This is a genomic window from Chryseobacterium sp. T16E-39 (genome assembly GCF_002216065.1).
Lineage (GTDB): Bacteria > Bacteroidota > Bacteroidia > Flavobacteriales > Weeksellaceae > Chryseobacterium.
Genome location: NZ_CP022282.1, coordinates 739,365 through 765,506, shown reverse-complemented (window position 1 = coordinate 765,506; position 26,142 = coordinate 739,365). Strand labels below are relative to the sequence as shown.

At 34.6% G+C, this 26,142-nt stretch carries 29 protein-coding genes; 5 read left to right on the top strand and 24 right to left on the bottom strand.

Annotated elements, in window-relative coordinates; genetic code table 11:
- Window positions 1-75 precede the first annotated feature (75 nt).
- Window positions 76-582 (top strand): pyridoxamine 5'-phosphate oxidase family protein, encoded by a 507-nt coding sequence (locus CEY12_RS03250; RefSeq protein WP_089026326.1) that lies wholly within the window; start codon window positions 76-78, stop codon window positions 580-582.
- A 639-nt stretch (window positions 583-1,221) separates the two neighbouring features.
- On the opposite strand, the gene CEY12_RS03245 is transcribed toward CEY12_RS03250, so the two are convergent.
- The 3 genes from CEY12_RS03245 to CEY12_RS03235 form a co-directional block, all read right to left on the bottom strand.
- Window positions 1,222-1,455 (bottom strand): thioredoxin family protein, encoded by a 234-nt coding sequence (locus CEY12_RS03245; protein WP_089026325.1) that lies wholly within the window; start codon window positions 1,453-1,455, stop codon window positions 1,222-1,224.
- 4 nt (window positions 1,456-1,459) lie between these two features.
- Entirely contained in the window at window positions 1,460-2,344 is an 885-nt protein-coding gene (locus tag CEY12_RS03240) for a dihydrodipicolinate synthase family protein (RefSeq protein ID WP_089026324.1), read from the bottom strand.
- Between the two features lie 492 nt (window positions 2,345-2,836).
- A complete protein-coding gene (locus tag CEY12_RS03235; RefSeq protein ID WP_089026323.1) occupies window positions 2,837-3,292 on the bottom strand; it encodes a cupin domain-containing protein in 456 nt (151 codons plus the stop codon).
- A gap of 101 nt (window positions 3,293-3,393) precedes the next feature.
- Here CEY12_RS03235 and CEY12_RS03230 point away from each other — a divergent pair, with 101 nt between their 5' ends.
- The gene (locus CEY12_RS03230; RefSeq protein ID WP_089026322.1) at window positions 3,394-4,827 is read left to right on the top strand and encodes a PLP-dependent aminotransferase family protein; all 1,434 of its coding nucleotides are present in this window, start codon (window positions 3,394-3,396) and stop codon (window positions 4,825-4,827) included.
- A 53-nt stretch (window positions 4,828-4,880) separates the two neighbouring features.
- Here CEY12_RS03230 and CEY12_RS03225 read toward each other — a convergent pair whose 3' ends face one another.
- The 16 genes from CEY12_RS03225 to CEY12_RS03150 all read right to left on the bottom strand — a co-directional run bounded on the left by CEY12_RS03225 (window position 4,881) and on the right by CEY12_RS03150 (window position 18,199).
- Window positions 4,881-5,693, bottom strand: a complete 813-nt coding sequence (locus CEY12_RS03225) for a phosphatase PAP2 family protein (RefSeq protein WP_089026321.1) — start codon at window positions 5,691-5,693, stop codon at window positions 4,881-4,883.
- A 16-nt stretch (window positions 5,694-5,709) separates the two neighbouring features.
- Window positions 5,710-6,303 carry an HD domain-containing protein gene (locus CEY12_RS03220; RefSeq protein ID WP_089026320.1) on the bottom strand — a complete coding sequence of 198 codons (594 nt, stop codon included), beginning with the start codon at window positions 6,301-6,303 and terminating at the stop codon, window positions 5,710-5,712.
- A gap of 11 nt (window positions 6,304-6,314) precedes the next feature.
- Window positions 6,315-8,738, bottom strand: a complete 2,424-nt coding sequence (locus CEY12_RS03215) for a TonB-dependent receptor domain-containing protein (protein WP_089026319.1) — start codon at window positions 8,736-8,738, stop codon at window positions 6,315-6,317.
- 4 nt (window positions 8,739-8,742) lie between these two features.
- On the bottom strand, window positions 8,743-9,171 hold the full coding sequence (locus CEY12_RS03210; protein ID WP_089026318.1) for a PepSY-like domain-containing protein: 429 nt from the start codon (window positions 9,169-9,171) through the stop codon (window positions 8,743-8,745).
- 67 nt (window positions 9,172-9,238) lie between these two features.
- Window positions 9,239-9,982 carry a hypothetical protein gene (locus tag CEY12_RS03205; RefSeq protein ID WP_089029769.1) on the bottom strand — a complete coding sequence of 248 codons (744 nt, stop codon included), beginning with the start codon at window positions 9,980-9,982 and terminating at the stop codon, window positions 9,239-9,241.
- A 141-nt stretch (window positions 9,983-10,123) separates the two neighbouring features.
- On the bottom strand, window positions 10,124-11,410 hold the full coding sequence (locus CEY12_RS03200) for a sensor histidine kinase (RefSeq protein ID WP_089026317.1): 1,287 nt from the start codon (window positions 11,408-11,410) through the stop codon (window positions 10,124-10,126).
- Window positions 11,411-11,557: 147 nt separating this feature from the next.
- Window positions 11,558-12,235 (bottom strand): response regulator transcription factor, encoded by a 678-nt coding sequence (locus CEY12_RS03195; RefSeq protein WP_089026316.1) that lies wholly within the window; start codon window positions 12,233-12,235, stop codon window positions 11,558-11,560.
- Between the two features lie 102 nt (window positions 12,236-12,337).
- Complete coding sequence (locus CEY12_RS03190; RefSeq protein ID WP_089026315.1) at window positions 12,338-12,994, bottom strand: DUF6766 family protein; 657 nt, start codon at window positions 12,992-12,994, stop codon at window positions 12,338-12,340.
- A gap of 24 nt (window positions 12,995-13,018) precedes the next feature.
- Window positions 13,019-13,771, bottom strand: coding sequence for an SDR family oxidoreductase (locus CEY12_RS03185; RefSeq protein WP_089029768.1), 753 nt, complete (start codon window positions 13,769-13,771; stop codon window positions 13,019-13,021).
- Window positions 13,772-13,798: 27 nt separating this feature from the next.
- The gene (locus CEY12_RS03180) at window positions 13,799-14,299 is read right to left on the bottom strand and encodes a CinA family protein (RefSeq protein ID WP_089026314.1); all 501 of its coding nucleotides are present in this window, start codon (window positions 14,297-14,299) and stop codon (window positions 13,799-13,801) included.
- A gap of 40 nt (window positions 14,300-14,339) precedes the next feature.
- Entirely contained in the window at window positions 14,340-14,726 is a 387-nt protein-coding gene (locus tag CEY12_RS03175) for a hypothetical protein (protein ID WP_089026313.1), read from the bottom strand.
- 11 nt (window positions 14,727-14,737) lie between these two features.
- On the bottom strand, window positions 14,738-15,040 hold the full coding sequence (locus CEY12_RS03170; protein ID WP_089026312.1) for a hypothetical protein: 303 nt from the start codon (window positions 15,038-15,040) through the stop codon (window positions 14,738-14,740).
- A 294-nt stretch (window positions 15,041-15,334) separates the two neighbouring features.
- On the bottom strand, window positions 15,335-15,949 hold the full coding sequence (locus CEY12_RS03165) for a Crp/Fnr family transcriptional regulator (RefSeq protein WP_228409779.1): 615 nt from the start codon (window positions 15,947-15,949) through the stop codon (window positions 15,335-15,337).
- Between the two features lie 41 nt (window positions 15,950-15,990).
- Complete coding sequence (locus tag CEY12_RS03160) at window positions 15,991-16,587, bottom strand: Crp/Fnr family transcriptional regulator (RefSeq protein WP_089026310.1); 597 nt, start codon at window positions 16,585-16,587, stop codon at window positions 15,991-15,993.
- Between the two features lie 253 nt (window positions 16,588-16,840).
- Window positions 16,841-17,080: a hypothetical protein gene (locus CEY12_RS03155; protein WP_089026309.1), complete on the bottom strand. Its 240-nt coding sequence runs from the start codon at window positions 17,078-17,080 to the stop codon at window positions 16,841-16,843.
- A gap of 234 nt (window positions 17,081-17,314) precedes the next feature.
- Window positions 17,315-18,199 carry a DMT family transporter gene (locus CEY12_RS03150; RefSeq protein WP_089026308.1) on the bottom strand — a complete coding sequence of 295 codons (885 nt, stop codon included), beginning with the start codon at window positions 18,197-18,199 and terminating at the stop codon, window positions 17,315-17,317.
- Window positions 18,200-18,292: 93 nt separating this feature from the next.
- Between CEY12_RS03150 and CEY12_RS03145 the strand changes: the two genes are divergently transcribed.
- Window positions 18,293-19,717: a PLP-dependent aminotransferase family protein gene (locus CEY12_RS03145; protein ID WP_089026307.1), complete on the top strand. Its 1,425-nt coding sequence runs from the start codon at window positions 18,293-18,295 to the stop codon at window positions 19,715-19,717.
- Here CEY12_RS03145 and CEY12_RS03140 read toward each other — a convergent pair.
- The 5 genes from CEY12_RS03140 to CEY12_RS03120 all read right to left on the bottom strand — a co-directional run bounded on the left by CEY12_RS03140 (window position 19,714) and on the right by CEY12_RS03120 (window position 23,056).
- Window positions 19,714-20,304, bottom strand: a complete 591-nt coding sequence (locus CEY12_RS03140; protein ID WP_089026306.1) for a Crp/Fnr family transcriptional regulator — start codon at window positions 20,302-20,304, stop codon at window positions 19,714-19,716. The genes CEY12_RS03145 and CEY12_RS03140 overlap by 4 nt on opposite strands.
- Window positions 20,301-20,681 carry a bacillithiol system redox-active protein YtxJ gene (gene ytxJ / locus CEY12_RS03135; protein ID WP_089026305.1) on the bottom strand — a complete coding sequence of 127 codons (381 nt, stop codon included), beginning with the start codon at window positions 20,679-20,681 and terminating at the stop codon, window positions 20,301-20,303. The genes CEY12_RS03140 and ytxJ overlap by 4 nt, the downstream gene beginning before the upstream one ends.
- Window positions 20,678-21,139, bottom strand: coding sequence for a DUF1569 domain-containing protein (locus tag CEY12_RS03130; RefSeq protein WP_228409778.1), 462 nt, complete (start codon window positions 21,137-21,139; stop codon window positions 20,678-20,680). The genes ytxJ and CEY12_RS03130 overlap by 4 nt, the downstream gene beginning before the upstream one ends.
- The gene (locus CEY12_RS03125) at window positions 21,133-21,669 is read right to left on the bottom strand and encodes a YfiT family bacillithiol transferase (protein WP_089026303.1); all 537 of its coding nucleotides are present in this window, start codon (window positions 21,667-21,669) and stop codon (window positions 21,133-21,135) included. Before CEY12_RS03125 ends, CEY12_RS03130 begins: the two co-directional genes overlap by 7 nt.
- A gap of 244 nt (window positions 21,670-21,913) precedes the next feature.
- Window positions 21,914-23,056, bottom strand: a complete 1,143-nt coding sequence (locus tag CEY12_RS03120) for a DEAD/DEAH box helicase (protein WP_089026302.1) — start codon at window positions 23,054-23,056, stop codon at window positions 21,914-21,916.
- 266 nt (window positions 23,057-23,322) lie between these two features.
- On the opposite strand from CEY12_RS03120, the gene pncA reads away from it, so the two are divergent.
- Together pncA and CEY12_RS03110 are read left to right on the top strand one after the other, a co-directional pair.
- On the top strand, window positions 23,323-23,928 hold the full coding sequence (gene pncA / locus CEY12_RS03115; RefSeq protein ID WP_089026301.1) for a bifunctional nicotinamidase/pyrazinamidase: 606 nt from the start codon (window positions 23,323-23,325) through the stop codon (window positions 23,926-23,928).
- A 351-nt stretch (window positions 23,929-24,279) separates the two neighbouring features.
- Entirely contained in the window at window positions 24,280-25,845 is a 1,566-nt protein-coding gene (locus tag CEY12_RS03110) for an amidase (RefSeq protein WP_089026300.1), read from the top strand.
- Window positions 25,846-26,142: the final 297 nt, after the last annotated feature.

Below are 26,142 nucleotides of genomic sequence, written 5' to 3'. Positions count from 1 at the left end.
CAGGTTTTTGAAGGATACCTTACAGATAATTAATTTTATTCTACATTCTCAATCAATCACTTAAAATATTATATCATGTCAACACAAAATCTCAACCACACAGAGGCAATCAAAAAGATTCAGGAACTTTCAACGAAAGCAAGGATATGTATGTTTTGTACCGAACTGGAAACGGTTCCGGTGAATTCCCGTCCTATGACTTTACAGGAAACGGATGACAGCGGAAATTTATGGTTCATCAGCAGTGAAACCAGCAACAAAAACTTTGAAATTAAAGAGGATCGCAGGGTTCAGCTTTTCTTTATGAATAACGGAGATTCCCAATATCTTTCCGTATATGGTGAAGCATCTGTTTACAAAGATAAAGCAACGATAGAAGAAAAATGGTCAGCAATGGCAAAAGCATGGTTTGATGGTAAAAATGACCCGAATGTAACGATTATCCGCGTAGAACCGAAAGAAACCTATTATTGGGATACCAAAGCAGGAAAGCTCATTAGCCTGTTAAGCTTTGTAGCTTCCGCAGTTACCGGAATCAAAACTAATAACAGTGATGGTGTAGAGGGAAATGCGAGTGTTTGAAAGATTTAAAAATTTAAAAATTGAATTGATTTAAAGATTTGAATTGATCGTGGTAAATTACAGATCAGATTATTATATCAATAGAAACGGGCTTTAGCCCGTTTTCTAATTAATATCCCTTCCAAATGGCTTTAGCCAAAAGCTAAAAATGAAACAAGTTTCGGCTAAAGCCAAGGAATTTTTGTATTACAGTAAGCCGGGTTAAAACCGGGCTCTATTGATAATGGAAAGTAGAAATATAGGTTTATAGTATTTGTCATTCCGGTAGGAATCTCAATACACCTTAAAAAATTAGAATGAAATGATAAACTCTATGGTTAAATCTGTAACATCAGAATTATACACTCATTTTCCAGCTTATACAAAATAAAATCTGCGTCATCTGCAAAATCTGCGAGAAACAGGCTTTTGTGTTTTTTGATTTATTTAATGATTAAAAATTGAATTTGTCATGGCAAATTTAGACATCCGATGATTATATCAATAGGAACGGGCTTTAGCCCGTTTTCTAATCAATATCCCTTCCAAATGGCTTTAGCCAAAAACTAAAAATGAAATAAGTTTCGGCTAAAGCCAAGGGATTTTTATATTACAGTAAGCCGGGTTGAAACCCGGCTCTATTGATAATGAAAACCTAAATTAATTTTTCACATCTTCCAGAGACGCTCCAAAATTAATGTGTAATACATTTCCATTAGGTGTTAGTAAAGCAGGAACCGATTGAACTCCTGCCTTTTCAGCAGCCGCAATTTTACTTTTATCTTCACCGAGATGAATTATTTCTACATTTTCAGCTCCGATAAGATTAATAATATCGTGCTCTGCACTGATGCATACAGGACATCCTGCATGATAAAAAACGGACTTTTTCATTAGATTAATTTTTAAGATGATTAATAATTGTTTTTAATTCTTCAATATCACTTTGTTGCAAAGGTTTTAGAGGACTTCTTAAATTTCCGCCATCCTCACCAAGAATATTTAAACCGGCTTTAACGGTTCTTGGCAGCCCTTTAGCGACAATGAATTTCAATAATTCTACCTGTTTGTAAAAAATATCCTGAGCTTCTTTCAGTTGGTTATTTTCAATGGCTTTGTATAAACTGATGTTCAGCTCAGGAATTAAATTAGGTGCCGCAGTACACCATCCTTTTGCTCCGGCAGTAAATGCAGCGAGTGCCAGAGGATTAGATCCATTGTAAAAAGCAACATCTTCCCCCAGCTCTTTTCTCAGATAATGCATCCTCTGAACATCTCCTGTACTTTCTTTGATCATGGTAACATTAGGTATTTCCAATAACCTTTTCAATAATGTCGGAGACATATCTATCCCTCCTGTTGCAGGATTATTATAAGCCATAATCGGGATGGATATTTTACTAGCTACGGTATCGTAATGTGTGACGATTTCATCATCTGTCAATTTCCAGTAGCTCATCGGTATGATCATGACAGCGTCTGCACCAGCATTTTCGGCAAATTTTGCGTGGTGTACTGTTTTTTCTGTGGTTAAATTAGAAACCCCAACAAGTGTTGGAATTCTTCCGTTGATCTGCTTTATCGTTGATTCAATAACCTCTTCTTTCTCTTCGTCGGACAAATAGGGTAAGACTCCTGTACTTCCTAAAGGAGCAATACCATGACTTCCCGATGCAACCAGTCTCTCGACCAATTTCTTGAAAAGAGGGATATTTACTTTTTCATTTTGATCAAAAGGGGTTATGGGATAAGCAATGATCCCTTTAAATGGTACATTTTTCATGTGTTTTCTTTTTTTAATTATAATACGATTTGATCAATCGCTTTTTTAAAGTATTAAGCACAAACCGGCTTATCATTGTGTATCCGTCACTTCGAGTAGGCTTTTGAAGAAAGTCGTATCGAGAAGTTTTGAACACAAGTTCTCGATACAAAATTATTTTCCATTTCATTCCAAATAATTCCACTCGAACTGACGGGGGTTAATTGCAAAGTGGCTTATCATTGTGTATCCGTCACTTCGAGTAGACTTTTGAAGAAAGTCGTATCGAGAAGTTTTGAACACAAGTTCTCGATACAAAATTATTTTCCACTTCATTCCAAATAATTCCACTCGAACTGACGACTATTAGTTGCAAAGTGACTTATCATTGTGTATCCGTCACTTCGAGTAGACTTTTGAAGAAAGTCGTATCGAGAAGTTTTGAACACACGTTCTCGATACAAAATTATTTTCCATTTCATTCCAAATAATTTCACTCGAACTGACGATATTTTACGAATCTCTACCCTCTTCTTCTCTTAATGCTACTCCCAAATTTTGTAATTGCGGTGCATTTTCACAAGCAATGTATTTTGCAGGCTCTGTGTCGCTTAAGTTTTGATGTTTATGCCATCCCCAGGAAGGAATATAAACAGCATCACCTGCCTGCCATTCTACTTTTTCACCTTCTATTTCCGTCCATCCTTTCCCTTCTATTACATACAATACGGTTTCATAGGTATGACGGTGTTTGTTGGTTTGTTGTCCAGGTAATAAACCTCCAATAGTCATACTCACATTTTTACTGGGTAAATCAACAAAGAATACCGGATGCTTTCTTTCCGTTGAAAATTGATTATGCTCACCTGCCCTTTCTACATTTTTATGAATTAGATGACTTGGCTTTTGGTACTCGGGTCTTGCAAAAGTTTTGTGAAAGTCTTTTGAACTGAATTTTTCATTGTCCATGATTGTAAAAATTTAAATGTTTTTTGCTTTATTGCATGACAAAATTATTTTATATTTGGACTAGTTAACTGATGCAGTTTTAATAAAAATAGCTAGTCCAGATGTTGCGTCCTTGGAAATTAGAATTCAAAATCGACAAAAAATTATCAAAAGCGGTATATCTGCAAATTGCTGATACCATTATTTCTGATATACAATCCGGAAGATTAAAATCCGGAGATGCCCTTCCGGGAGGCCGTATTCTTGCTTCAATGTTAGGCATCAACAGGAATACGGTAGTCGAAGCTTATCAGGTTTTGATTAATGAAGAATGGGTAATCTCTAAAGAAAGAAAGGGTATTTTTGTCTCAGAGAAATTACCGCCATTAGAAATCAGATCAAAGAATAATCAATCAGAAGCGCAGAAAAATAGTCATTCAGCAGATCCATTTCTAATCAATTTTGATGATGGTCATCCTGATAGTAAAATTGCTCCCATCACACAATTAGCCAGAGCTTACCGACAAATATTTGACCGCAAAGCCAAATGGCAAATGATGGGATATACAGATGTTCATGGAGATGTCGAATTTCGAAAAGCTATTTCTCAGATGCTCAATCATCAAAGAGGAATGGATACCAATGAAAATGAAATATCAATCACTCGCGGAAGCCAGATGGCGATGTTCCTGACTGCAAAAAGCCTGTTAAAACCCGGCGATTATGTAGTGGTTGAAAATCCTGGTTATAAACCGGCATGGAAAGCCATCGAACATACAGGAGCTCAATTGCTTCCAATATCTGTGGATCATGAAGGTCTTATTATCGAAAATCTTATTCAACTTTTAGATACAAATAAAAAGATAAAAGCAATCTATGTAACGCCTCATAGACAGTATCCTACAACCGTTACTTTAAGTTTAGCCCGAAGGTTAAAATTGATTGAAATTTCAAATACTTACGGCATTACCATTATTGAAGATGATTATGATAATGAGTTTCATTTTGGATATCGCCCTATACTTCCCCTTTCCAGTTTCGCTGAACTGCAAAATTATGTGTATATCGGAACGATGAGTAAAGTAGTTGCTCCTGCTTTAAGGATTGGTTATCTGGCCACTAAAAACCTTTCTTTACTCGATAAGATTGGAGCTTTGAGAAAAATCATTGATGTCCAGGGTGATGTAATCATGGAACAGGCGGTTCTGCAATTGATAAAAGAAGGAGCTGTTAAGAAGCACATTAAAAAAGCAACAATTCATTACAGAAATAAAAGGGATTTTGTTCATGAACTTCTAAAGGAACATTTGAACGATTGGGCTGATTTTATTTTACCTGAGGGTGGATTGGCTTTTTGGATCGTACCTAAAGTAAAATTGAATTGGGATACAGTAACAGGTTTATTATTAATTAACAAAGTTAATATAATTCATCCGGAGCACTATAGTTTTAATGCAACTGTCAATGGATTTAGGTTAAGTTATGGTTCACTCTCAGAAGAACACCTGGAGCAGAGTATAAAAGTAATTGGAGAAATCCTGAGTCATCAACAATAAAAGCCTTCTTTTATGGAAAGCTTTTAATTATTGTAGTCATTAAAAATATGCTGTTAAAAGTTTTTTACCAAACCAATTCCTACATTTCCCTGCTGATAAAAAGGCATTACCATCGTTTGTGATTTTTCATTTTTACCTCCCAAAAGTTTGTTGATTTTAGGATACAACCAGTATGCTAATTCAGTAGATAAGATCCCAAAACCAGCACCTCCTACTACATCTCCAAACCAGTGTTTATTATTCAGCATCCTGTAAACCCCGGTAAAAACAGCAAACGAATACCCTGAAATTCCCAGCAAGAAATTAGTGTCTTTATATTCTCTAAACATAAACTGGGCAGAAGCAAAAGCAATTGCTGTATGGCCAGAAGGAAAAGACAGATTATTTGAGCCATCAGGTCTTTCCTCTTTAACAATATGTTTTAAAGGAAGCGTTATAGCGGAAGTGATTAACATAGAGGTACCATAAATAATACTTCTGTCCCTGAAATTATGCTTTCCCTTAATTCCGGCAGCATTAAGACCATAAACCAGTACTGCAGGTGCAAATTGGGCATAGTTGTCCAGTTTAATCTGATCTGGCTTATGCTCGCTGATTTCATATTGGGTAGAAGAATTCAGTTCTTTTAAACTTTTTATACTTAAACTGGCGACTCCATATGAAATAAGTGCTGTCGGAATAATAAGTTTTTTATAATTGAACTGGTGTGTATGATCATCAGTTTCTACATGGGGAACCACTACACTATCTTGTTTTATATCTTTTTGAATGTAAATGCTATCGTTATTATTCTGGGCAATAAATTTGCCTGAAGCTGACAGTAAAACGATAAGATAAATGAATGTTTTTCGATGGTAATTAAACATTTTATTTATTTTTTATTTAAAATTTATTCTGTTTACAATTCATGAGCTGGATATTCACCTTTTTAAACTCTTCCAGTATTTGTTTACCATAATCGGTATAATAAGAGTGGTTAGTAAGGAACTGACAATTATTTATCAGCCATTCTTCATCTGTATAGTATTGGCCAAGATATATTTCAAATTCTTTTCTTATCGCTTTTCCATACTTAGGATAGCTGGGTAATGCCAGGTGATATAAATCGGCATCGCAAAGTATTTTATCAACCAGAGAAGTTGGTTTTTGAGGATATTTGGTAGACTCAATACAATGTAAAACTGATTGTATAAAACTTTCTTCACATCCATAATTAATGAGAAAGCTATTTGCAATCTTTTTACTTTCCTCTTCATGACCAATATATGTAGTTGCATATCCACAGTCATGAAACCAGGCTGCAGTTTGAAGAACGAGCATTTCATCTTCAGAAAGATTACTTTGTTCCCCAATTTCTTTTGCTGCATTTACGACTTCACGCGTATGCTGAATATGGTGAAAGGAAAGTTGAACTGAAAGGTTTTCTGTAAGATACGATAGGATGTAATTGCTTACGGTTTCCAATAAATTGTTCATTGTTATTGTTTTTAGAACTTATAACTGTACCCTAATCTTATGACCTGGGTTTCATAATAATCGTCACTTGTATATCTGAATCCAGAGCCCTGGATTTGTTTTTTGATCACCATTGTATTGAGTAGATCAGAGGCATTCAAAAATATTTCGCCCTTACCATTTTGAATTGATTTTTTTACTCCCAGATCCACTGAAAAACGACTGCCAATCCTTCCCTGAGGAATAATGTCCGGAGCTAGATATACTGCGGTAAGTTGGGCATTGATTCCCTTTGAGAATTTGAAAATGTTATTCATTTTTATATTTCCGGATATGGCTGTTTGTTGATCTGCTGAAAAAGTATTGGGTTGTGGATATAGGTTTTCGACGGCGAATGCATTAATCTGATTTCTGTACATATTTCCATTGATATTCAATGAATAAACCGATGATATTTTCTGATTCCAGATGGCCTCAATTCCTGAATTATAGCTTTTTCCCGCGTTCTGAAATATGGCATAGATCAATGTGCTTTCGGGAACGATGCTTGAGATCCTGGTAATGGTTCCATTCGAAAAGCGATGATAAAGAGAAGAATATAAATAACCATTGTTCCAATTGTATTTATGTCCAAGTTCTATAGAGTTGGTAAACTGAGGGCGTAATCCGGGATTACCCACTTTAATGATTTCTGCATCATCATATTTAGGAAATATTCTAATATCTACTTCATTAGGACGATCTACCCTTCTGTTGTAAAATATAGAGAACTTATTATGGTCATTTAATTTATAACCCACTCTCAGGTTAGGAAATGGCTGGGTATAATTGTATCCACTGCTTGAGTAAGTCGGATGATTAGGATTTACATCATATTGGATCTTTACATATTCCATTCTTAATCCTAATTCTGCTTCCCATTTTTCATTTTCAAAAATATAGTTTCCATATACTGCAGGAATGAGTTCTTTATAATTTGCCCAACCACCTGCATTAGCATCGATTACAGAATTTATTCCTGGTATAAAGTTCATATTGGTAGGAATACTCCTGTTTCTCAGTTTAATTCCTGCTTCAATTCTGCCATATTTAAGGGGTTTTACATAATCAACAGTAAAATCATACACCTGTTCATCAGATAGAAGTTTAAAAGCATCAGTACCAGCGGCTGTTGGTAAGAAATTGTCATAGAAATACTTTTCATCTTCTCTATGGAATGTATAATTAAAACCAACATTTAATAAATGTCCGGCTTCTTTAAATTTATGCTGATAAGAGGCTGTAGCCATCACCGTTGTTTTCAATTCATCTTCTAAAAACTGCCATAAACGAAGACGTTGAGAAAGATCTCCATTGAAAAATGGCTGATCCCCATGATCCGTAATTTTTTCACTTCCGTAAAGACCCGAAACAGTCAAGGTATTCTGGCTGTCAATATTCCAGTCTACTCCTCCTTTTGTAGTGAGAAAATTGGTATTCCTGTTTCTTTTTAACTGAGAATTGATTACTGTTCCATCATCATAAGTTCTGGTAACATATTCATTTTTATTCAGAGTTTCTGTATACAGGTCATCCGCCTGCAAAAAGACATTTATTTTATTCTTTCTGTAATTCAGGGAAACGGAAGGATTTACTTTTGGAGTAGCAGTATACTGTGGTCGTATGGTAGGCAGGTTTTGTTTTCTTTCCCAAAGAGATCCTAATCCCAGTGTTAATCCTACTTTTCCGTTCCAGCCATTCTGTTTGTTTTTCTTCATGATAATATTGATGATCCCTGCATTTCCGTTGGCATCATATTTTGAAGATGGATTATTAATAATTTCAATTTTATCAATCGCTGAAGCTGGGATATTATCTAATCCTGTCTGACTTCCAAAACCTGTTAATGCTGTTTGTTTTCCATCGATTAAAACAGTTACTTTATCATTTCCCCGGAGCTGAACCTTGCCATCCTGTACTGTAATTCCTGGAAGATTTTGCATGCTCTGAAGAACTGATCCTCCACTTTGGCTGATATTATCAGACAACGCATAAGTTTTCTTATCAAGTTGATTGCTTACTTCATTCTTTTTAGAACCTGTAAGAATAACTTCTTCAATTTTTGTTTCTTTTGGGCTATTATTTATTCCCAGTTCTATTGGTGGAATATCCAGGAATTCAGAAAGACTTCCTACAAAAAGATTTTCTATGTGGGTATCATATCCGGAAATAGAAACTTCTACAAGGTAATTTCCAGGTTTCACTTCTGTAAGGGAATATCTGCCTTCTTCATTGCTGATGGTTCCGAAGATAAATGCATTGTCTTTAGTTGATTTTAAAACGATGTTAGTGTAAGGTAATGCAGATTTACTGGTATTAGTTACCATCCCCGAAACGGTCACGGATGAAACCTGAGCCACAACCAAAGAGGTGAAAAACAGAGTTAGTGAGAATAGTAATAGCTTGAATCTGATCATTATGTTAGTCTTTAATTTCCTTTAAGAATTTTCCATTCATGTCAAAGATCAAATCTTTCCCATCTACTTCTGCTTCGTAAGTCATCACTCCTTTTGAATCTGTTATTTTAGCAGCTTCTTTTATTTTCTGATCTGGGTATTTATCAGTAATAAACTGCTTGATCGAGGTAGAAAGAGTATTAACTTTTATAGGAACCTCTTTTTCAATGATGTCTCCTCCGCCACCAAATAAGACAGAGTAAGCAATCCCATTTGATTGAAATTCAGCTTCGAAATTATCTTTCTCCTTTTCCCATTTTACCTTTTTTGCTTCAGGAAATTGAGTTTTGAAAGTAGTTTGAACTGAGGCAGGAACTTTTGCCTGTTGGATTTTTTGTGCGTGTACTATAGTTGCACCTGAAATCATTATTACTAATACTGCTAATTTTTTCATTGTATTATATTTTAATTTATAGTACAATGATCGGGTACGATTTAGAAGAAATTTAGAAGATGAAACTCTAAGAGCTTAAATTTTTGATTTTTTTATGGGAAATGAGAATCATAAAAAGTAATAATCCACATGATACTAATGATGCATTTAGAGTCCCGAGATCAAGACCACCCTTTACAACAGGTTTAGTAAGAAAATCTCCGAAGGTTGCTCCAAAAGGTCTTGTAAAAACAAAAGCAATCCAAAATAAAAGGACATGGTTAATCTTTGTAAGGTAATGCAGAAGAATAACAATAAGTATAATAATTCCGGTAACAGATGCTCCGGTCAGATAATCTAATCCCAGATTATCACTCAAAAAATCACCAAATGCTGTTCCGAGGCTATTAGAAAAAAGGATAGCAACCCAGTAATACACTTCTTTATTTCTTTCAAAAATAGGATAAACTTCAAGATTTTTATATTTTCTGTACCACAGAAGCAGCGTTGTCAGAAGTCCTGTAATTAAGAGTAAACTTCCCAACAGGTATCCTGCTTTTAATGTTCTGTCTATAAAGTCTGAAATCTCTGTCCCTAATGTTGTTGTTCCCACAATCACAAGCCAGTATACAACAGGAATGTATTTTTTTACTTTTAATTGAATAGATATGGAAAGGATAAAAAACAATAAAGTAACCAAAATACCTATTGTATATCCAAGATTAAGAGTCATAGAAATGAAATCTCCTAAGGTTTCTCCCAAGGTTGTTGCAGTTATTTTCATTAACCAGAAAAGAAGAGTAACAGAAGCTACTTTATTGATTGCTTTCATTTTTTCATTCAAAGTTCCTCATCAATTTGGTAGAAATTTAGAATGAAAAAACGCTCAATATACAAAGCCTGTATCATCTGTAAAATGGATATAGAAAGTAGATCTTTCTTATAAAAAGAGTAGTTCAGAAAAGTTTAATGATTAAAAATTAATAGAAAAAACATGATGATTATTATGAAAATGATAGGACAAATTCCAATGTTGGTGGATGCAGATCTCTTTGACAATAGATAGTCCCAGTCCACTTCCATTGGTGTCTGTGGAAGCTTTTGAAAATCTTTTGAACAGCGTTTCTTCTTTTAAAATCGTGGATCCTGAATTAGAAATGATCATTTGCTTTTGAGAAAGCTCAATGTGTGCAGTTCCATTGTTCATGGTATGTCTTACAATATTGACCAATAAATTATTAATCAGGGTTTCTGTTAATACTTTGTTGCCATTAATATAAATTCCTTCAGCAATTTGGGTTTCAACAAGAATCTGTTTTTGATTAAAATGTTCCTGAAACACCTCTAAACTCTGATGAAGAAGTTCACTCATTGGTAAAACTTCATTTTGAGCAAATTGTTGGTTTTCGATTTTGGCGAGGAGTAAGAGATTTTGATTAATTCTTGAGCTTCTTGTTAGAGCCCGGTTTATTTCTTCCACAATTTGATATTGCTTTTCCGTAAGATCTTTATTTTGCAATAGAACATCTAGTTTATTTTTAATAATAGCTAATGGAGTCTGTAACTCATGTGAGGCATTTTCAGTAAATTCTTTTTGAGTTTTGTATACAGAAATATTGTGCTCTATCAATTTTTTCAAAGACTGATTGAGTTCCTCAAATTCAGTGATATCAGTAGGGGTAAAATCAATGTTATGCTGACTGTTAAGATTAAAGGTCTTTAATTTTCCTAATGTATTTCTAAACGGTTCCCAAATAGAAGCAGAAAGCTTTCTGTTTAAAAATAATAATCCTAATACAATCAATAAAAAGAAGAAAATTGTAATAACTGCAATAACAGCAATGGTCTCATGAGATTCCTCAATATTCGTTTCTACAGTAAAAAGATAAGGTTTCTGATTAATATAAACTACTTTTTTCAGACATCTGTAACGCTCTAGTTCTGGTGGATGAGCATAGGTTTTTTGTTTCTCAACAGTAAAAGCCTGATCTCCTTTCAAAGAATTAAAGGGAATTTTTTCAATATTTGTCCCAGGCTGAATTTTATTCCACAAAAGAATACTCTTTTCAAACTCTTCCTCTGAAAGCTTTAACCGCCCAAACTCATATGCTGTTTTCTCCACAATGGTCCTATTATGCTCATCCAACTCTCCTTTCCAAATGGCATCCACTACCCAATAATAGACAGGGATACTGATGATCAATATGATAAGAACATAGATCAGAAAAGGTTTCGTTGTTTTGCTTAATAGAGGTTTCAAAGTTACGGGTTACGGGTTACGGGTTACGGGTTACGGGTTACGGGTTTACAGGACAAAATTACAGATTATTGACTACATCGGTCTTTTCTCTTTTTTCTTTATTCTTTCTACACAAAATTTTAATTTTCCATTTTCAACTTTCAACTTTTAACTCCCTTCCCATTTATATCCTGTCCCATAAACCGTTTTTAAATAATGATCACATCCCGCATCATATAACTTCTTTTTCAAATTCTTTACATGAGCATATACAAAATCGTGATTATCCAGCATGTCAGCAAAATCTCCAGAAAGATGTTCTGCTAATGTGCTTTTGGAAATTACTTTATTTTTATTTCCGATGAAATATATAAGAAGATCAAATTCTTTTTTGGTAAGCGCTACTGTTTGGTGATTGATAGATACTTTTTTAGCCAAAAGATCAATTTGCAGTTCACCCTGTTGTACCGTATTTGAATTATTAAATTGTTTTCTACGGATCACAGAATAGATTCTAGCCAAAAGTTCAGAAAGGTGAAATGGTTTTGTAAGATAATCATCTGCTCCCATTTGTAACCCATTGATCTTATCATCTAATGCATTTTTCGCCGAAATGATAATTACACCATCCTGTTTATTCTGCTTTTTTAATTCCTCTAAAATTTTAAGTCCGTTTCCATCAGGAAGCATAATGTCTAATAAGATACAATCGTATTGAAACATTTCTATTTTATTGGTTGCTTCAAGAAATGAGGACGCAAATTCACACAGATAATCTTCTTCCGAAAGATATTCGGAGATGCTTTTGGCAAGTTCTGCTTCGTCTTCTATGATCAATATTTTCATCAGGCAAATTTATATATCCAATTTTGAAGAAATTTTGAATACACTAAAATAGCTTTTAAATCTGAAAAATATTTATTAGAATAATAGAAATAGTACAAATAGTTAAGGTGTATTATCATGTGGCATATCCACCGGTTTAGATTCCGGAGAACCTTTTTCCCTGAGCCAGATGGAGAGTATCACAAGGGAAAAAACTGCAAGGAATTCACTCTGCCAATTCTGAAATGACTCAAACCAGAATCTGGATTCTGATATATATTCCAATGCCGTAATAGTAGGTTTTTCTTTAGAAATCTGTTCCGTATTATATTCTTTCAGACTTCCATAAAAATGAAGCATAAAGCTTAAGAGAAATAAAATAGCAAAAGCAATAGACAGCGAATGTTTGTAAATTTTCAGCCATATTCCTCCTTTCTTTACCGGCCATGGTGCATTTGGATGAGGCACAGGTTCTCTATCAACATCTTCTTTTTCTTCCAACGATTTAGATTCACTTGAACCCTTTTGTCTTAGTGAAATAGTAAGTAAAACATAAATCATCATTTGTAAAAACTCACTCTCCCAGTTTTCAAAGGTAGCCTGGATAAAATGCCCGCTGTAGACATATTCACCTACACTGAGGGCGGTTTCACCATTTTCAAGCAGTTCTTTATTCTGGGTATTCCAACCTGTTAGAAACTGACCTAAAAGACAGATAAGCATTAACGTAATTAAAACGATGCTTAAACTATTACGGTACATGAAACTTTGTTTATTCATTTCAATTAAGGATTAAAGTTTCTATTATCCATTTACGATCAGTCCTCCGTTTGGATGTAATACTTGTCCTGTAATTTGTGCTGAATCAGTACTTGCAAGGAATAAAAAACAGGCAGCTACTTCTTCAGGAGTTGCATTACGCTCAAATGGAGGCTTAGTGGAGTCATCTTCCTCTTCTCCAAAAGTTTCTTTGGTTAATGGAGTGGCCACCGGTCCCGGTGCTACGGCGTTTACGCGGATTCCTTTAGATTTCGATTGCAATGCCAGAGATCGGGTAAATGATACAATGGCACCTTTTGTTGCAGAATAATCCAAAAGCTCTTCATGCCCCTGATAAGCTACAGCAGAAGTTGTATTAATAATACTGCTTCCTTCTTTTAAATAAGGAAAAGCAACTTTTGTCAGTAAGATCATTCCTATAATATTGGAATCAAAGGTCTTCCTGATATTTTTTTCCTCCAATTGCTCAATATTGTCTGAGGGGAACTGTACTCCCGCATTATTGACTAAAACATCTATATCCCCGAATTCTTCTACAACCTCTGCAACCGCCTTTTCACAGAATTCATAATCATTAATATCCCCTTTCAGGATAATTGATTTCCTGCCTGTAAGCATGATCTCATTTTTAGTCTGTTCAGCATCCTCATCATCCGTATGGTACACAATGGCAATATTGGCTCCTTCCTGTGCAAATAATAAAGCTACTGCTTTACCAATTCCACTGTCAGCACCCGTAATGAGAACTGATTTATTATTTAATCTTAATTCTCCCATGGTGATCATTGTTTTTCCTGATTATGCTTATTTTAGAATTAATATTTGATTCAATTCACTTTTAAAACATCCTAAAATAAATTCTGTATAATAAAGCTGAGCATCTAATGCCTGGGTTTTGTGGTGCAATTCTAACCTTTTGGAGAGAATAATTTCTCCTTTATATGAAAATGAAAAATAAGCAAAGATTTTATACAATGACTTTTTCACCGGCGTGCAATAACCGGTTGTAGCAATTGACCAGTCAGTGTCAAATAATTTTGCAACGTTTAATGCCATCGTTTCTGCTATATTTTCTGAAACAGAGTCACATAAATCGGCCTCCTCTTTATCTACATTCAAAAAAATGATCTTTTCGGACATTGTATAAGCTGTAATACCACCATTATAGAATAGAGAAGCATTAGGCATTTGAGAAAATGCAAGTTGTATCAATCCTGAAGTCACACTTTCAGCGACAGAGATGGTCTCACCAGTTGTAAGCAGAGACTGACTAATATATTTGAGTAAATTTTGTTGAAATTTCATGAGTGTATATTTTAGTGATTGGTAAATTGATCGTAAAAAATTATTCTGTATAATTTCTTTCTACTTCAAGAGTGTTTATTAGTTTTTTTAAATATTCTTGCTCTTTTAATACTTTATAATAAGCCGTTTTTGCATATAATGTAAAGTTCAGATCTAAGGCTGGATCTTCAGAAATTGTTTTCTCCATTTTTTCTGAACCATCATGAAGATATTCAGTAATGGAAAAAAGATAATCTTTGGTATGGTGATCCAATATTTGTTTCATCTGATTATTGGTTGCATTATCTTTTATTTTCTCCAAAGATTTCATTAAAAGCGCTGAAACTCCATAAGAATTAATTATACTTGGAAATAAAGACTCATTTTCAAGAACATTGTTTTTGCTATATAAGCCTGAAAATTTTAAAGTGTCATTTTCAAATATCATAATCAAAATTTTTAGAGTTCAGGAACTTTTAAATATTTATCAAAATAATGAAGATCGTTCTTATCTTTAATAGACAGGTAAAACATGATCTGTTTCGGTTCCCTTAATCCTATACTATTTAAATCTTCAAAATGTGCGATCATAGCCCTTATATTTTCCGTTGTGTCATTTTGTAAGGTAATGAATACCAGAAAAATATTCTGTCCTATTTCTTTTGCGTAAATCGAAGTCGCATCCTCGAAGCACTTTCCTTCATTGGTGACTTTTGTGAATTGATCACATTGTATTAACTTGATTATTGTCTGGTAGTTCATTTTATCATTTTTTAGTGGTCCTAATAAATTCTTTATTTACTAGTATCTATTTATGTAGATGGTTAATAAGTTTTATAGTCGGAGTATTATGCAATTATTATGTTAAATGAATAATTACAAATACATGATATAGAACAACAAATAATCAATTTGATGTCTTAAGGCAAATTGGACAGTAAAAATAAAAGTGTATTTCGCTTATTCCTAAAGCTTTATGTATCTAAGTGGATTGTAAATTGGTTATCTCAAATATAGAATAAGAAATCCCAAATTCTTATGACCTCGATCATGTTTCTAAAATAAGATTCGTCTGTTTTCTATTTTAATAGTCTTGTCTTTTTCCATTTTCTTCAAAGTCCTGATAACCGTTTCCACACGCAGTCCGGTAAGGTTGGCAATCTGCTGTCTGGTGAGCTCAATAGGAAACCCAAACTGGCAGTCATTTTCGGAATAGCTCTTCAGATACTCCATTAAACCTTTTAACCTGAATACAGGGTTTTGATAGGCCATATATTGAGTCATTAAAATTTTATAATATAATCTTTGGGAAAGACAGGCATTCATCGTTAAAGAAACATCCGGTTTTTTTTCTAACAGTTTCAGGAAATTATCTTTTGTAATTCTGATAATTTCTAAAGAGGTCAAAGCTGTTGCATCTGTAGGATAAGCCTTATCTAAAAAAAGCAATGAATCTCCGAAACTTTGGTTTTTACCTAATATGTTCTGGATAAATTCCTTACCTTCTTCATTGTAATTGTTCAGTTTTACCTTTCCTTCTGCAATCTGAAAATAATAAAGTGCATGATCTCCTTCTTTAAAAACTAATTCCCCTCTTTTGTAGGTTTTATTTTCTGCACCAAAAGCATATAAAAGCTCCTGATCAATATTCATACAACTAATTGTTTTCATTATTCTGGTCTTTGCAAGCAGAAAATTACTAAAACCAAGTCTTAATACAAAATTTTTCTGTTTTCAATCTGGACGATATCTTCTTTTTCCATTTTTTTAAAGGATCTGATTACCGTCTCTACGCATAATCCGGTAAGGTTAGCCATTTGCTGACGGGTCAAAGGAATAGAAAAAGAAAACTTACTCTTTTCAATCTGAAAACTTTTCAGATAATCCATCAGTCCTGTAAGTCGTATAATAGGATTCAGTGAAGATATGTTTTGCATCATAATGTATTTATAATACAAACGCTGAGACAGAAAACTGCTGATTTCAAAATACAATTCAGGAGATTGTGCCAGTAATTCAAAAAACAGGTTTTTAGACAGTCTTACAATTTGACATTCTGTAATTGCCTGTGCATTCATGGGATACGCCTTATCGATAAAAAGAATTGATTCTCCACAGCACTGCCCTTCTGTAAGGATATTCTGTATAAATTCTTTTCCATCCTCCCCGTAATTATTGAGTTTTACTTCTCCCGTTATAATCTGATAATAATACTGGGCAGGATCTCCTTCATTAAAAATAAGTTCAGTGGGGGCATACTGCTTTATTTCTGCTCCCATATTGTATAGTATATTTTCGCTAATTACCATAATAATAGTTTTTTGGTGTTGAAAATGTCAAACAAAAAATCACAAAAACAGATCTAAGTAAAAATATTGGTACGGTACTAGTGCAATAATTACACCGTCTTTGGTAGATGAGATGTTAAACTTAGTTAATTAACTTGTTGAATTTCAATTTTTTACACTCAGTTAATTCACGTAATTATAATAGCGATAGGTATCCGTATAATGTCACGAATACCTATCTTATCAGAAACAATCTTTAAAATGAAATTAAATTTTATTTTTTCTTTGCAACAGAATCTTTTTTTGAAGCTGCAGGCATATTAGTACCTCTTGATGTACTGTTGCTGTCTTTTGGAGGAATTGCCGTAGTCATCGTATCAGATGTCACAGGTGGTACCGCCATGGTATCAACTGGAGCAATGGTGTCTACATTGGTATTAATCTGATTTTCCTTTTCTTTTTTACAGCTCAGGACAAGTAATCCTAAAAGACTTAGTGATAAGATGATTTTCATATGATTTTATTTTGTGGTGTGTGTGGTTTTTATGAATTTATTTTATTTAAATAACATTCATATTATTATTTAAACGAATATTCCATAATTATATTTCAAATCTACAGATAAAATATTGGTAAGTTTATGACCGAGGTCATAAGTTTTGTGCTTTTAAAGAGTAACTTACATTATAGAGTATTTAATACAAAAAGACCATCTTGCGATGGTCTTATCTTTATTGAGAAAAAGTAATTATTTTGCAAACTTTTTTGTACCGGCAACACACAGAATAACCCCAATCGTTATACCAACCATTCCGATACTTACCGGCTCATGAAGTAAATACGCAGCGAGTGCCAACCCAAAAAACGGTTGTAAAAGCTGTAACTGACCCACACTTGTAATCCCTCCCTGTGCTAATCCTTTATACCAGAAGATAAATCCGATAAACATGCTAAATAAAGAAATATAGGCTAAACCAAGCCATCCCTGAGTACTCACAGTTTCAACATGAGCAGGGAAATAAATGAAGAATAATGGGATCATTAATGGTAGAGCCAGGATCAATGCCCAGGAAATCACCTGCCATCCGCCTAATGTTTTGGATAATTTAGCCCCTTCAGCATAGCCCAATCCACATAAGATCACAGCAGCCAGCATCAATATATCGCCAATAGGAGAAGCTGAAATTCCCTGGGAAACTGCAAAACCTATTACCAAAAGACTACCAACAATCGAAAAGAACCAGAAAACCGGATGAGGACGCTCGCCTCCTCTCAATACACCAAATACCGCTGTAACCATAGGAAGCATACCTAAAAATACAATAGAATGTGCTGAAGTAATATATTGAAGCGCTAAAGAAGAAAGTAAAGGAAAGCCAATAACACAACCTACAGAAACTAAAACTAAAGGAAATATCTGTTCTTTTACAGGACGTTTTTCTTTATAAATTAATAGAACCGCTAAAGCAAGTACCCCTGCTATTGCCGCTCTTGCTATTGTTACAAAAATAGGACTCATATCCATTACAGCTAACTTGGTCGCTGGCAAAGATCCACTGAACAACAACACCCCAATGAAGCCATTGATCCATCCGCTAAGAGCCTGATCTTTTGAAATTGTATTTGTAATCATCTTATATTTTTTTTTAATAGGTCAAAATTAGAAAGGAAAAACAAATAAACACAGTCTCAGTTTTGTATATTTGCATGAGCACAGTTTAGAAATATGAATAAAGAATTTATATACACAGAGATTACCAACGGATTAGCTTCGCAGATTAGAAACGGGGTTTTAAAGCCTGGAGATAAACTTCCATCAGTGAGAAAGCTTTGCCTGGAACACCAAATAAGTATGAATACAGCTAAACGGGTGTTTCTCGAATTAGAATCCCAGTCGCTGATTCAGTCTAAACCACAATCAGGATATTTTGTCAGCCAACTGCTTTCTGTAAAATTGCCACTTCCCGAGGTAAGTCGTCCCTCTTTAATCGCCAATAATAATGAACCTGATGAACTGATCAGTAAAGTATATGAAAATATGGGTAAAGATGATCTTACCCTTTTTTCAATTGCTATTCCATCCGGCGATTTGCTTCCTCAGGCCAAGCTCAAAAAAGAAATTATTACTGCAACACGTGAACTGAAAGACGGAGGCGCAGGATATGAAGAACTTCAGGGAAACCTAAAATTAAGGAGAGTAATTGCCCAAAGATCATTAGCATGGGGAGGAAATTTTAACGAAAATGATCTCGTAACCACAAACGGAGGAATGAATGCTTTATCTTTTTGCTTAATGGCTTTAGGTAAGCCCGGGGATACCATTGCAATAGAAAGCCCTTGTTATCCGGGAATACTACAGCTGGCAACTGGTTTTGGATTAAAGGTATTGGAATTACCCACCCACCCGGCTCATGGAATTGAAATTGAGGCCCTTAAAAAAGCAATCCCTAAAATTGACATCTGTTTATTGATCCCAAATTTCAATACTCCTCTGGGAAGCTGCATGTCAGATGAAAATAAAAAAGAAGTAGTAAAGCTTCTTTCAGAGAATAATATTCCGCTTATTGAAGATGATGTTTATGGAGACATTTATTTCGGTTCCCATCGTCCTAAATGCTGCAAATCCTTTGATAAAGAAGGAAATGTTGTCTATTGCAGTTCCGTATCAAAAACGCTGGCTCCAGGGTATCGCGTTGGATGGATTGCTCCGGGAAAGTATAAGGATAAAATATTGAAACTGAAGCTTCTTCATTCTACTTCATCTATTTCTATTGTAAATGAAGCTGTTGCCAATTTTTTAAAGACAGGAAGATATGAAAAACACCTTCAGGAGCTGCGCCGTACGCTACAGAGCAATTATCAGAATTACGTACAAACCATTGTAGAATATTTCCCTGAGGGAACAAAAACCAGCAGACCCCAGGGAGGGCTTTCCCTGTGGGTAGAATTTGATAAAAAAATACAGACCCGGAAGTTATATGATCTGGCTATTAAACAGAATATCAGTATTGCACCCGGAAGAATGTTTAGTCTTCAGGATCAGTTTGAAAATTGCATGCGCTTATGTATTGGGCTTCCCTGGTCAGAAGAAACCCAAAAGAAACTGATAGAGGTTGGAAGACTTGCAAAAATGATTGAAAGGGAATCCTAGTCTACTACAAAGTTTTTTCTTGCTAATTCTTTTCGTACACGGCTTAAACTTTCGGGTGTTATTCCTAAATAAGAGGCGATCATCCATTGAGGAACCCTTAATAACAGATCCGGATACATTTTAATGAACTTCAGGTATCTTTCTTCAGCAGTTTCTCCCAATAAAGAGTTGATTCTGTCCTGAAGACTTTTTACATGTTTCTGCAGCAGAATATCTCTTCTTTCCAGACTGTCCGGAAACTGGGAAACCAGCTTATTAAAGAAATCCGGATGTAAAAACAAAACTTCTGAATCTTCAACAGCTTCAATATAATATACCGACTGTTCATTAAAATAAATACTGGTTCTATCAGAAATCAGCCAGTTTTCAGGAGCAAATTGGATGATATGCTCTTTCCCATTTTTATCAATGGAATACATCTTCAAAAGTCCTTTTTCTACAAAAAAAACATAACGGCAAATTTCACCGTATTGCAAAAGAAACTGATTCTTTGGGATCTTTTTCACTTCGTAATGCAAACTACAGTTATTCACCTGTTCCGTGGGGACATTTAAAACCTGAGCTAAATAGTTATTAATATTCTTCATTGTGTGATTTGGGTTACGGATATATTTTGGTGTGAAGCGTTATTAATCGCTTTTCCGTTTTCTATGACAATTAACTGAGGACTCTGATGGTTGACATCCAGATCATCAGCGATTTTATTGGAAATTGACCTGTATGCAAGTAGATCTAAAAAATAAAGGTCTACATCGGTACCCAGATCATTGATTTCTGATTCAAAATTCCTCAATACTGTTTTGCTGATAAAACAGCTCGTAGAGTGCTTGAATATTGCAATTCTATTTTTGTATGACTTTTCAATAGCCGCTGCTAAATCTTCTTCAGATTCAATCTTTTTCCAGAAAGACTTCTGTTCTGGTTTTTCTTCTTTTCCACCAAATATTTTATCAAAAAAACTCATACACTAAATTGTTTAAGATGATGATTGAGATGCTTATACTCTAAAAAACCCCAGTCTTTGTCATCCATTTTACCGAAAAGCACATGTTTTTCCGGCAGATTATGACTGGTGAAGCTTTCCCAATACTCATTCATTGTTTTTAAAAGCCCTACTCTGGCCTCGTTAAAATCACATTCAAAATTAACGATTAGTTTTTTAAAAGTAGGCATATTCCGGGGAATTCCATTATTAAAAACCTGCATTTCTATTTTTGTGAGAACACCTATTGTCCCAAAAAGAGGATTGACAGGGTCGAGCTCTGTTTTTTTTAACGCAATACCCAGAACCAGATCGCAATGCCTGAGCATCTGAGCAACATCCATTTTCCCCCACTTCCGTACGGAACTTTCGGTAAGCATTGAAATCCTGGTAATGATTTCACCAAAATAAATGGGATTATGGAGACTCTTTTTTACCAACCTTTTTCTTTCTTCAGGTTGTCAATGTGGGCGAAATGATGGTGACAATGCCAGCAATAGAATGCGAGGTAATACCTCAGATCATAATCCGTATGGTTTTCAGGATGATGAAATGTTCTCTCAAATTGCTTATTCGTAAGGGTTTTCAGTAAAACATGCCATCTCTGGTGAGTTCCCTTGATCATTCTCATAGCCGGTTTTATAGGGATATTGATACTATCCTGAAGTTCCGCCCATTTTGCTTCTTCATATGGTTTTATGGTTGGATTATCTTCAGTTAAAGCTAATTTAAAACGGATGTAGCTATTGGCATGACTATCTGCAATATGATTAACAAGCTGCCTTACAGTCCACCCTCCTTCTCTATAAGGAGTATCCAACTGATCGTCGGTGAAATTTTCAATGAGGTCTTTTAACTTGTCGGGAAAATTTTTAATCACCTTCATATATTTATCCAGTTCAATATCACAGATGTGATCAGGCTTATCAAACTGTCCAATTGGATATTTCTTTTGTTCTAAATTACTCATTATTAGTTATCTTGTTTTTAGTGTCCTGTGTATTTGTAAGGAAGTAACAGAAGTTTTCGTTGTTCTGAAAACCCGTTCTAAAATTACTACAAGAAAATCAACAAACCAATAAAAAATATCAATCAGATATTTATATCACTTCCTTAGGCCATTGTATTTGTAATTCACTTCCTTCGAGGAGTTTATGATAAAAAAAACTTCAATTTTAAAAGAATTGAAGTTTTTATAATTTTAATTGACCTATTTAATATCCATGAAGATCTATTCCCTCTGTTCTTTGTAAGGTCACTTTTTTTCCCATCTTTTTTTGAATGACTCTAAAATGTTGCAATTCATCATCTGTAAGAATGCTAATCGCAGTTCCTTTTTCATTGGCACGACCCGTTCTTCCTATACGATGAATATAATCCAATGGAGAACGTGGCAATTCGTAATTGATCACACAAGGTAAAGAATCGATATGAATACCACGACCAATTAAATCTGTAGCCACAAGGATCTGGGCGCCATTAACTTTAAATTCCTCCAGATTATTTCTACGGGCACCTTGTGATTTCTGACTATGAATAGCGACCGCCTTAATCTTATTTTTCTTAAGTTTCTGAACTAAATTATCTGCGGATTTCGTGGAGGAAACAAAGATCAAAGCTTTTTCAACTTTTTTTTCTTTAATTAAGTAACGTAAAAAAGGTCCTTTATCTTCCGGAGAAACATGATAGGCTAATTGTTCAATATGATCAATTTCAACTTCCTCTTTTTTGATTTCAATAAATACAGGATTAATTGACAGACGTTTCTTCATCTCGGAAACTTTATCATCTAAAGTCGCTGAAAACAAGGTTGTCTGTTTCATTACAGGCATGAGGGCAAAAAGCTTATTCATTTCTTCCCCAAAACCCAACTGAAACATTTTATCGGCCTCATCAATCACTAAATGTTTGATTCCTGAAATACTTAATGCCTTGTGATCAATTAAATCTAATAAACGTCCTGGTGTCGCTATAAGAACTTCCACGCCAAACATTCCTTTCATCTGTGGATTGATAGAAACTCCACCATAAACTGCCATGGTACGGATATCTCGTTTTAAATTCTCTGTAAAAGTCCTGAAAACTTCATCAATCTGAATCGCTAACTCACGCGTAGGAACCAATATTAAAACCTGAATATTACGGTCTTTTTTAACTTCCTGATTTTGAAGTTTTTCTAAAATAGGCATCACAAAACAAGCTGTTTTCCCCGAACCTGTTTGCGCAATTCCCATCAGATCCTTTCCCTGAAGAATAACAGGGATTGCCTGCTCCTGAATGGGAAACGGCTTCAAATAGCCCAATTTATTAACGGAACGAATAATATTGTGTGATAATCCTAAAGACTCAAATGACATAAAAATATTTATTTATGGCAAAGATACGCTATTGAGTTGATAAGGTAGCAGGTAACACAATTAGAGCCAGCCACCGAATTTTGGCGCTTTTAATTTATTGTAGGATATCTTACCTGTTTATTTGAATAATCCCGGATAAGAGATCAAACAATCCGAGAACAGTTATGAATTTTTTCATAAAGTGTCGTTTTGTCCGATAATTCGTTTTTGGACGGTTTTTTGAGGATTAGTTTTCGTAAATTTATCAAAATTCGAGAAATCTAAATATGAAAAAAGCATTAATAATAGTAGATGTACAGAATGATTTTTGTGAAGGCGGAGCCTTAGCTGTTCCGGGAGCTAATGAAATTATTCCTTATATCAACCTTCTGATGGAAGAAAATGAATATGATCAAATTGTTCTGACACAAGACTGGCATCCTGCGGATCATAAAAGCTTTGCCAGCAATAATGGGAAAAAGGTAGGAGAAAGTATTATTTTAGGAGGCGTTCCACAATTTATGTGGCCAGATCATTGTATTCAGGGAACTTTTGGAGCAGAATTTCACAAAGATCTTAACAGAGATAAGGTAACACACATTATTCAAAAAGGTAAAAATACCGAGATCGATGCATACAGCGGTTTTCAGGATAACAATCATTTTATGAAAACAGGACTCGATGATTTCTTGAAATACCACGACATCCAATTACTGGAAATCGTAGGCTTAGCAATGGATTATTGCGTGAAATTTACCTGTACAGATGCTGTGGCTAATGGATATGTCACTTGCCTGCATTTTAACGGGACAAGAGCTGTTAATGTAAAGCCCGATAACGGCAGGGATGCTATTTATGAAATGATTCAGAAGGGAGTGACTATTTTAGGATAGTTTTCTAATCTCAAAAAATATAAGACAAGCACAGTACATCATTTACTGTGCTTTTTTGTTGTAGCTTAGATTAAATTGGTATGCAATCAATCAATACGAACGGGCTTTAGCCCGTTAAATAAAATACAATACACAATTGGCTTTAGCCAAAACTTAAAATACAAAACTTGCATCGACACTTTTTCTAAACTTTGTCATTCCTCAGAAATCTCAAACAAATACCTCCTAAATTTCATCCTTGAATTTTAATTCTAGGTTATCCAAAAGACCCATCACTCATCATTCAAAACTTATAACTTTTAAAGCACTCTCATTTTAAGATAATTATCTACATTTGAAAAAAACTCCTCAATGAAAAAAATCATTCTATCAGCTGCTTTTCTCTATGCATTTTTTGGGAAGGCCCAAAACAAATCGGCTAATGAGTTCAAATATCTGGAATATGATATTCAAAAGATTCAAAGCTTATACAAAAGCAATAAAACTTCCGTAAAAGAAGTTGTTGAAGCTTATTTGAAACGTATTAACGAGGTTGACAAAAATGGAGTTCAATTAAATTCGATCATTACCATTAATCCTGATGCTCTGAAAATTGCAGATTCTCTCGATCATCTCAAAGCAAAATTGAAGGATAAGCCTTTGTTTGGAATTCCTGTTTTGTTGAAAGACAATATTGACACCCATGACAAAATGCCTAATACTGCGGGTTCCCTTGCTTTGAAAAATTCTTTTCCGTTACAGGATAGTTATCTTGCCAAAAAATTAAGAGAAGCAGGTGCAGTAATTATTGGGAAAACCAATCTGAGTGAATGGGCTAATTTCCGGGGTAAAAAATCAACCAGTGGATGGAGCGGTTTAGGCGGATTAACTAAAAACCCTTATATCCTGGATAGGAATACGTGTGGTTCAAGTGCTGGTTCAGGAGCTGCTATTTCTGCCAATCTTGGAATTATAGCAATTGGCACAGAAACCAATGGTTCTATCGTTTGTCCTTCAAGTCTTAATGGAGTTGTAGGTTTGAAACCTACGGTTGGATTAATTTCCAGAAAAGGAATTATTCCCATCTCAAGCACACAGGATACGGCCGGACCAATGGCCAGAACAGTAAAAGATATTGCCATCAGTCTTGGAACAATGGTTGGTGAAGATAAAAATGACATTAAAACGGTAGGCTCTACTCATTTTTTACATAAAGATTACACCCAATTTCTAACATTAAATGGACTCAAAGGCAAAAGATTCGGATATGTGAAAAGTATCACCAATGGAGCAAGCAAAAAAGTGGATCAGCTATTTTTGCAGACATTACAGGTTTTAAAAGATCATGGTGCTATACTTGTTGAAATAGAGAATGAATTACTTTCCGATGACGTACATGAGAGTTCTTTTAAACTAATGGTTGATGAATATAAAGACGGTCTCAACGATTACTTTGCTTCTTTAGGTCCAAATGCAGCCATAAAAAATATTGATGAACTGATTGCTTTCAATAAAAACAGTAAAGAAGAGCTTCAATATTTCGGGCAGGAATTTTTAGAACTTTCAGCTAAAAGTAAAGGGACCAAAGATGAAAACTATGTAAAAGCCGTAAAAACAGCACAGGAAGGAAGTCAGGAAAAAGGAATTGATTTAGCTATGAAAAAATATAATCTTGATGCCATCATTGCTCCCACAACTACAGAAGCCTGGAAAACAGATCTGAAAAATGGTGACCACTATACCTTTGGAAGTGCAGATGCTGCTGCTATTGCAGGATACCCAAGCATCACTTTACCAATGGGATACATTGATGAATTACCCGTTGGTATTTCATTTTTTGCTGAAAAATGGCAGGAAGGAAAACTGATTACAATGGCCTATACCTTTGAACAAATGAATCCACAGAGGAAAGTACCTCAGTTCTTAAGTGGAAAATAGATATCAACTAATCAAGCCTATCAATAGAAACGGGCTTTAGCCCGTTACATAAAATACGATCTACTATTGGCTTCAGCCAAAACTTACTTAACCGTAGAAATGTAGGTTATAGCTTTCATAGGATAAATTGAGATTCCTACGGAATGACAAAAACAAAAAAAGATTTAGATACAAATGGTTTTATAAAGCCTAGGAGAATTTTATTGATGCATTCAAGGTAAAGCCTAACTCTATCAGTCAAAAAGCAAAATGATCATATAAAAAAAGCGTGATAATCAAATTATCACGCTTTATATT